The organism is Planktothrix sp., from assembly GCF_046067725.1.
Lineage (GTDB): Bacteria > Cyanobacteriota > Cyanobacteriia > Cyanobacteriales > Microcoleaceae > Planktothrix.
Genome location: NZ_JBJUDF010000293.1, coordinates 1 through 9,639 on the forward strand (window position 1 = coordinate 1; position 9,639 = coordinate 9,639).

At 35.1% G+C, this 9,639-nt stretch carries 5 protein-coding genes; all 5 read right to left on the reverse strand.

Features of this window, described 5'->3' with window-relative positions; all coding sequences use genetic code 11:
• Positions 1-3,409 (reverse strand): non-ribosomal peptide synthetase (locus ACKPEB_RS18160; RefSeq protein ID WP_408966373.1); only part of this gene is annotated, 3,409 nt, incomplete at its 3' end.
• An 89-nt stretch (positions 3,410-3,498) separates the two neighbouring features.
• Entirely contained in the window at positions 3,499-4,275 is a 777-nt protein-coding gene (locus tag ACKPEB_RS18165) for an SDR family NAD(P)-dependent oxidoreductase (RefSeq protein WP_408966374.1), read from the reverse strand.
• A gap of 55 nt (positions 4,276-4,330) precedes the next feature.
• Positions 4,331-7,609: an amino acid adenylation domain-containing protein gene (locus tag ACKPEB_RS18170; RefSeq protein WP_408966375.1), complete on the reverse strand. Its 3,279-nt coding sequence runs from the start codon at positions 7,607-7,609 to the stop codon at positions 4,331-4,333.
• Positions 7,610-7,706: 97 nt separating this feature from the next.
• A complete protein-coding gene (locus tag ACKPEB_RS18175) occupies positions 7,707-8,651 on the reverse strand; it encodes a putative capsular polysaccharide synthesis family protein (RefSeq protein WP_408966376.1) in 945 nt (314 codons plus the stop codon).
• A 31-nt stretch (positions 8,652-8,682) separates the two neighbouring features.
• Positions 8,683-9,483, reverse strand: a complete 801-nt coding sequence (locus tag ACKPEB_RS18180; protein ID WP_408966377.1) for an SDR family oxidoreductase — start codon at positions 9,481-9,483, stop codon at positions 8,683-8,685.
• Between the last annotated feature and the right edge of the window lie 156 nt (positions 9,484-9,639).

The window sequence follows — 9,639 nt, forward strand, 5'->3', positions numbered from 1 at the left end:
CGAGAAAACCCGTAGCTCCTGTTAGCAAAATATCAGCAGGTTTTTCAGGAAAGGGAGCCACAAGATTCGGCGGTTGAATGGAGGTATCTAAGGTAATTTCGACTTGCCAATCTGGGATTTGCTCACTCTCAATTTTATCAGATAAATTCAATTCTAAATTCGAGGATAATCCTGCTACCGTCGGTTCTGAAAAAAGATAGTTTAAAGGAATATTAATGGATAATTGTTCTCGCAGTCGAGAAATCACTTGAGCGGCTTTTAAAGAATGTCCGCCTAAATCAAAGAAATTATCGAAAATACTAATTTGTTTTAACCCTAAAACATCTTGCCAAATCTCAGCAACAATTTTTTCTGTAGCTGTTCGGGGTGCAATAATCGTTTTTTTATCCTGACTTTCGGTAGGTGCAGGTAAAGCGTTGCGATCAATTTTTCCACTACTCATTAAGGGCAATTCTTGAAGCTCTACAAAGAAAGCCGGAATCATATAATCGGGTAATTTCTGTTTCAGAAAACTCCGTAATTTTGCAGGATCAATGGATTGCAATTTGGGGACAACATAAGCCACTAATTGTTTATGATTCGTTTGATCTTCTCGAACAATTACAGCCGTTGCTCTGACATCCGGGTATTCAGTTAATACGGCTTCAATTTCGCCAATTTCAATACGAAACCCTCGAATTTTAACTTGATTATCAATTCGCCCTAAAAATTCGATATTTCCATCGGGTAAATAACGAGCTAAATCTCCAGTTTTATAAAAACGTTGATTTTCAGATGAATTAAAAGCATGAGTAATAAATTTTTCACGGGTTAAATCATCTCGATTAAGATAACCTTTGGCTAAACCTAAACCTCCAATTAACAGTTCTCCAGGTATTCCAATGGGGAGTTGTTGCAGATGGCGATCGCAAATATAAACCTGTGTATTTGTAATCGGTTTACCAATAGAAACAGAATGAATTTGATCAATTTTATGACTCAAATTTGGATGAAAAATGGTGGTGGTTATCGTCGCTTCTGTAGGGCCATAAGCATTCAACCAAGTGATATCTTCTCGTTGACTATTTAATACTATTTTTTGCCATAATATTAATCGCTCTGGTAAAACTTCTTCACTTCCTGTAATGACTAAGCGTAAAGTTTCAGGTAAAGTTATTGAAGTTTGAGATAAATCTAATACCCATTCATGCCAATAAGTGGCAGGAAGATTAATGACCGTTAAACAATTTTGCTGAATAAATTGAGTAAAATCGGCTAAAGAAGGGAACATTGATGCAGGACGCATAACTAAAGTTGCACCGGTTAAAAAGGTTGGATAAATTTCTTCCGCCGCTACATCAAAGGTAAAAGAAGCAAATTGTAAAATTCGGTCACGACTGGTTAAATCATAGGCTTTAATAATTCCTAAGCTATGATTAACTAAACTTTGATGTTCAATCATAACTCCTTTAGGAGTACCCGTTGAACCGGAGGTATAAATAATATAAGCTAAATGATTTGGATGAATAGCATTAACTAAATTGCTTGAATTTTGACTCGCAATTAAGTTGGCTTCAGTATCCAGACAAATGACTTCCGCTTGATGATAACGGAATAAATCAAATAACGTATTTTGAGTAATTAATACCGAGACTTTAGCATCATTTAAGATATAGTTTAAACGCTCTTGGGGATAATTAGGAGCTAGAACAATATAAGCAGCACCCGCTTTAAGAATTGCCAATAAACTGATAATAATAGATACAGAGTGTTCTAAACAAATCCCCACTAAAGATTCAGGTTTAACTTGCTTTGATTGGAGATAATGAGCTAATTGATTGGCACGATGATTTAAGTCTTGATAGGTGATTTTTTCATTTCCCCATTCTATGGCGATCGCATTCGGGGTTTTTAAAACTTGATGTTCAAATAATTCATGAATACAAATCTTTGGATTTTCGGCAATATTAGTTTGATTCCATTGCGCTAATAAATTTTGTTCTGATAACGGTAAAATCGGTAATAATTCAATCGATTGTTCAGGATTGAGTACAATTCCTTCTAATAACGTTTTAAAGTGGGAAATCATGCGCTCAATTGTGTCTTGATTAAACAACGCACAATTATAATCAAATGATCCAACTAAACCCTCCGCCGTTTCTTGCATGGCTAAAGTTAAATCAAATTGAGCGATTAAAGCATTCATCGTGACGGGAGTTAATTTTAAATCCGCCATTGAAAAATGATCAATGTGCAGCATATCTTCCCAAGAAAACATGACTTGGAATAAAGGACTATAACTCATATTCCGTTCAGGATTTACCGCTTCTACTACCTTTTCTAAGGGTAAATCTTGATGTTCATAAGCTTCTAAAACGACTTGTTTAACTTGATTTAATAAAGCTTTAAACGATAGATTTTCTTTAAACTGAGTGCGAATGGGTAAGGTATTAATAAAGCAACCAATTAAGGGTTCAATTTCAGGAAATTGTCGATTTCCACTAGGAATTCCAATTACAATATCTTCTTGACGGCTATAACGATAGAGTAAAATATTAAAAGCCGTTAACAGCGTCATATTCAGGGTGGCGGCTGACGTTTGGCTAATATTTTTGAGGTGTTGGCTTAATTCTGGAGTCAGTTTAAATGTACAATTATTGCCTTTAAACGTTTGTATGGGAGGACGAGGATGATCAGTTGGAATTTCTAATAACGGTGGAATTCCGGTTAATTTTTGTTTCCAATAATTAACTTCCTGGGTGAGTTTATCTCCTTGTAACTGTTGTCTTTGCCAAATGGCAAAATCACCATATTGAATGGGTAAATCGGGTAAAGGATTGGATTCTTCTTTCAGGAAAGCTTGATATAAACGAGAAAGTTCTTGGAGTAAAACTTTCATTGACCAACCATCAAAAATAGAATGGTGTAAACTCAAAAATAAAAGATAAGAATCCACTTTTAATTTAACCAAAAAAGTCCGCATTAAGGGAGCTTGGGTTAAGTTAAAGGGAGTATAAATTTCTTGTTCAGTTAATCGTTCTAATTCTTGGGTTTGTTCCGCCGCAGATAAAGACTGTAAATCCACTAAGGGCAAATTTAACTGAATTTTAGGGTTAATAATTTGTCGAGGAATTTCGTCAACTTCTTGAAAACAGGTCTGCAACACTTCATGACGTTGCATAATAGTTTCTAAGGCTTTTCTAAAAATATTAATATCCAAATTGCCGTCAATTTGAAAGCGAAACGGCATATTATAGGTATAGCCTTGATCTTCCAATTGGTATAAAAACCAAAGTCGTTCTTGAGAAAAAGAAAGCAGTACCAGTTGAGATGGATCTCTAGGCGGTATTGTATTCGTTTTTAAACCGATTCCTTTTTTTTGTAGTAATAGTTTGAGTAATTTTTGTTTATCTTGAAAGTTATTAGTCATTTTTAAAATAGATTTAATAGGATTTTATTGAGTAATTTTAGGTTGTTTTCATAACAAAAATCAACCTAAAAATTGTTTAATTATTGATGCTAAATAGCCGTATAACCTCCATCAACCATTACAATTGTTCCGGTTACATAAGAGGAGGCTTCAGAAGCTAAAAACACGACGGGGCCAATTAATTCTTTTAAATCTCCGGTGCGTTTCATGGGTATTCTTGTATATAATTCACCCATTTCATCCGAAGTTGAACGTAAACCTTCTGTTCCTTCCATCATATTATTCATATAGCCCGGTGCAAAAGCATTGACTCGAATTTTGTGACTAGCTAATTCTACGGCTAAGGATTTTACTAATTGATTGACACCTCCTTTTGCTGCGCTATATGCTCCTGAAGATTTGGGAACAGCAACGAAAGCACAGATAGAAGAATTCATAATAATTGAACCTGCTGTACCTTGTTTGATCATTTGTTTTGCTGCAAATTGAGCACAATTAAAATAACCTTTCAAGTCAACATTAATGACTTCATCCCATTCAAATTCCTCTAATTCATTAGTGGGTTTAAGAATTTCAACTCCTGCATTACACACCATAATATCGAGTTGACCATAATGAGCAACCGCCTGGTTAATTAAATTCTGACAAGCTTGACGTTGACGAACATCGGTCTCAATTGCGATAGCTTCGCCTCCGGTTTCTTGAATCAGTTGAACCGTTTGTTCAGCACCAACTTGATTAATATCACCAATTACCACCTTAGCTCCAGCTTGTGCTAATCCTTGAGCTAATACCCGACCAATTCCTCTTGCAGCACCCGTGATAATTGCAACTTTACCTGTTAAATCAAAGAGATGATTTGTCATTTTTTTCCTTGGGTTTAAATCAATGTCCATTATAGAAAGTTTAATTCATTTAGGTTCAGCTTTGAGATAATAAAGCTTGAACTTCTTCCGGTGAAAGTTTAGAAATTTCTTGAACCGTAACGGCAATTTCATTCAGTAACCCTTCATTCCCCACTAATTCAACCAAAACTTCAACTAATTGACTAATTGTAGAGTGATTGAAAAGTTGACGCACAGAAATTTCGATTTCTAAGGTTTGACGGATTTTACTAATCAGTTGAATCGCTTTTAAAGAATGCCCACCTAACACAAAGAAATCGTCTTCAATCCCAACTCGTTCAACTTGTAAAATTTCTGCCCAAATTTCCGCTAACACTTCTTCAATTGCAGTGCGAGGAGCAATATAATTTTGAGTTAATGATAAGGGGTTTTTATCCGGTATTGGTAAGACTTTTCGATTAACTTTACCATTCGGGCTGAGTTGAAAAGATTCCATCGCAACAAAAGCAGAGGGAATCATATAATCGGGTAGCCAGTTTTCAAGGAAATCACGTAATTCGATAATATTTACGGTTTCACCTAGACGGGGAATAAAATAAGCGGCTAAATATTTTTCTCTAGCTGTTTCTCCCTGAACTGTAGCAACAGCTTGGGCAATTTTAGGATGTTGATTTAAAATCGCTTCTACTTCCCCTAATTCAATTCTGTAACCTCTAACTTTCACAACATCATCAATTCTCCCCAAATATTCGATGTCTCCATTGGGTAAATAACGAGCTAAATCTCCGGTTTTATACAGCAATGAATTCTCGCTAAAGGGATTAGAAATAAATTTTTCTTGGGTTAATTGGGAATTGTTGAAATAACCCCGCGCTAAACCTCCTCCCGCAACATATAATTCCCCAGTAACTCCAATAGGTACGGGTTGAAGATGGGAATTTAAAATATAAACTTGCACATTAACGCCCGGTTTACCAATAGGAATATACTTCGGCCAAAGCTCAGGATTGGCGTCAAAGGTATAACTGGTAACGATATCCGCTTCTGTCGGGCCATAAAAATTGTAAAGCGTACAATGTTCGAGTTTCTTGAATGCAGAAATCATCGCTGGGGTAATTTGTAATTGTTCTCCGGCTGAAATAATTTCACGTAAGTTAGCAAATAAATGGGTTTCCTCGCTATAGGTTTCGATTAATTGTTGTAATAAGGTGACGGGCAAAATTGCTTTATGAATTGGATTGTTAGCGAACAATTGACTTAATTTAGCAAGGTCTAAGCGGGCATCTTCTGGAACAATAAATAAGGTTCCTCCTAAACACCAGGCTGCAAACATTTCGTGATAGCTAACATCGAAATTGAAGGGAGCAAATTGTAAGAAATTTCTCTCCGGTGACATTTTCGCCTGATGATGCTCAATAATATTGGTTAAGGATTGATGCAGGATCATAATCCCTTTGGGCACACCTGTAGAACCGGAACTATAAATAATATAAACTAAATCGTTTAAACCCACTGGGATATTAATATTAGTCTTGGGTTCTAAAGCAATTTCTAACCTTTGTTCATCGCATAAAATCCGTTGAGAAATCGTTTCACTGTTTAACAGGGATTGACACTCTTTTTGAGTTAATAAGAATTTAAGTTGGGTGTCTTGCAGGATGTAAGAAAGTCTTTCTTGAGGATAGGTTGGGTCTAGGGGAACACAAACACCGCCTACTTTTAACACTGCTAAAACGGCAATTACCATATTAAGAGATCGTTCTAAACAAATCCCGACTAAGGATTGGGAACTCACCCCGATTTTTTGTAAATAATGAGCCAGTTGATTGGCAGACTCATTGAGTTCTTGATAGGTTAATTCTTGCTCTTGAAAAACAACGGCGATGGCTGAAGGGGTTTTGAGGGCTTGTTGTTCAAATAATTCATGAACGCACTGTTTTAGAGGATTTTGGGGTGCAGTTTGATTCCATTCAATTAATAATAATTGACGTTCAGCTTCCGTTAATACAGGTAAGTCTTGAATCGGACGATGGGGATTAATGGCGATTCCTTCTAATAAGGTTTTAAAATGACCTAACATCCGTTCAATGGTGTCATCTTCAAATCGTTCTTGAGGATAAATAATTTTAATACTTAAGGCTTCTCCAGGGTTGACAATGACCGTTAAGGGATAATCAGCATTGCCATAATCTTGCATTTCACCGACTTGTAAACCGCCTAAATTCTGACTATCATTGTCGCTAAACGGTAAATTTTCAAAGACCACAAAACTTTCAAAAACTGAATGAGGAGCCGGAATTTCACTGCATTTTTGAATATCAATCAAAGAACTATAACTATATTGCTCTCGCTCTAAATGCTCTTGTTGTAATTGTTTAAACCAAGTTAATAATTCAAGTTGAGGATCAATTTTGATGCGAACGGGTAAGGTATTTAAAAACATTCCAACCATCAATTCAATCCCTGTAAAATTGGGCGGCCGTCCCGAAACGGTTGCCCCAAATACAATGTCTGATTCACTACTATAATGATGTAATAATAAAGCCCAAGCTCCTTGAATTAGGGTAGAAAGGGTCAGGCGAGATTCTTGGGTAAGTAATTTCAGACGACTGGTAATTGCTGGAGAAAGTTGTAATTTTTGATGAAGATAATTTTTGCTTTGAGTAACAAGAGGATTTAACGGTTTATCAACAACTAATGGAGTTGGAGAGGTAAAGCCTTGAAGATTTTGCCGCCAAAAGTGTTCGGCTTGAGTTTGATCTTGCTGTTGTACCCAATTAATATAGTCTTGGTAAGGGCGAGGTGTGGGTAAATTGACGGGTCGATAGTTGATGAGTCCAGCGTAAAACTCGAAAACTTCTTTTAATAGAATTGCTGTTGCCCAACCATCTAATAAAATGTGATGTCCAGTATGAATGAATTCATATTTTTCATCTGCGACTCGAATTAAATGACATCGAAGTAAGGGGACTTTATCTAATTCAAAATATTGCTCTTTATCAGAGGTTAATAATTCCTGAAATTTAGTTTCTTGTTCGGCGGGAGAATGCGATCGCCAATCATAATTAAACCAAGGTAACGTTACATTTTTTCTCACCACTTGAAGGGGCTGTTTGGTTTTTTTCCATGCAAAACAAGTCCGTAAAATTCCATGACGATCAACAACTTTTTGCCAAGCTTTTTGGAAATAATTAATATCTAAATTGCCTTGTAATGTAATTTGAATTTGTGATAAATAGGTTTTTGATTCTGGATTATATAAAGAATGAAAAAGCATCCCTTGCTGCATGGGAGAAAGGGGATAAATGGATTCAATATCTTTTTTACTAAGATTGGATTTTTGAGGTGTTACCATTGTTTTTTTCCTAATAAATAAATTCAATAAAAACAAGAGTGAGTTTCTTGAATAACGGTTGATTCAAGAAACCCGATAAACTTAGAATCAATTACCTTTAACGTTGACTAGACCATTTGTGTTTAAATTTGTTGATTTCTTCATCCGTGTAAAAATGACGCACTAATGGTTGATCATAAATTTCTTCTAAATATTCATCACTAAAGGTCAGACTCTTTCTTAAATTATCATAGATGAGATAGTCATCCGCTTCTAAAAAGTCTGCTCGGTCAAATCGCTCACAATCTAAATTTTCAATTCCTAAAAAAGTTTCTAGGGCTTCTTTTAAGCAAGAATCGAGTTTCTCTAATTTTAAGACTAATAAGTCAATATTTCGGTCTGGGAAATTTGCGATCGCATAACCTTTTTCTTTCGGAAAATCAATGGAAGCGATATCAATGCCGAAAACTGGTTGCAATTCTTCTTCAAACCAGTCAAACTGCTTTCCATAAACAAATTTTTGAGACCAAAATTTTTTAATAATTTCATCCATTGTGATTAATCCTTCCTGATATTTAATGAAAAATTCAGGAAAAACAGCTTGACAATGAATGATTTGAAAAAACCAAGAAATATTACGGGCGATGGGTTCTCGGACTCCAGTAATAATTTTAATATTTTTTTGATTTTTAATTTCCTCAATGTGTTCGCTTAAATATTTGGTCATACAGGAATGCCCAAAGGTAAAAGCATGATAATGTTTCTCCAGTTGCATTGTTTCCCAAATTTTTGAGAAATGTTCTGAATTCAAATTATGAATATGATAAATCGGTTGATCGCTGAGGTTTTTTTTCAGGGTCAAATAGGTACTCATTGAACCGACTTTCCCCATTTGATAAACAAAGATGACTGAAGAATGATTGAGAAGTTCTTGTTTTAATTGTCTTTCTGTCTTCCACATATTAATCCTATTATTCATATAGGAATACACGGGAAATAACTGTTTATCTGCGATGGGATAATAGTTAAGAGCTTGGTTTGAAAGTTTAGTTTGTGTGTTCATGATGCTTTTTGATGAGGTTGAAGGATTGAATTTAAAATGCTGACGAGGATAAACCTCCATCTATCGGAATAGTAATACCCGTTATATAACTCGCACATTCTGAAGCTAAAAATACAACGAGATTAGCGAATTCTTCAGTTGTACCTATCCGATTCATCGGAATTGTTTTAATAATTCCTTCTCGAATTAAATCAGGGGTTTTTCCTTCTTTTTTGGCATAAATTTCTAAATATTCTCGATGTCTAGGGGTATCAATAACACCTGGATTAATACTATTAATTAAAACATTATAGGGGGCAGTTTGTCTAGCTACTGATTTGGTAAAATTCATTAAAGCTGCATTGACAACACCCGATTTTACTAGACGAGGGGATGGCTCTTTTCCTGATGTTCCAATAATATTAATAATGCGTCCCCAGTTTTGGTTTTTCATGAGGGGTAACACTAAATTAGTTAAGCGAATATAACCCATTAATTTTCCTTGAAAAACGTTTAACCAATCTTCATCGGAGAGATTTTCGATGAAATTTTCAGCAAAGTTAGCTCCTTCAGAATTATTGACTAAAATGTCAATTTTGCCATATTGATTTAAAGATTCCTGTATTAATATTTCAGAATCCTTAGCTTGATGAACGTCAGCCGATAAACTGAGAATTTGTTGGTAAGGATAAGCTTGAGCCAGAGATTGATACGCTTGTTCTAAGCGTTGGGAATTGCGACCGCAAATAATTAAGTGACAGCCTTCTTCTGCTAATTTTTCAGCAATCGTAAACCCAATTCCCGCACTACTTCCTGTAATTAAAGCAACTTTATCTTTTAATCCTAAATCCATAAAATTTGTCCTGGTATTTTGAGGTTAAACTTGAAACAACTAAATTAAAATTTTAATCAAATTAATATCTTGATTCGATGAATTATATCCTTTTTTTAAAACTTTTGAAGGAGCATAATAAATTTGACCATATTCTAAACACTGTTCTTCATTTTC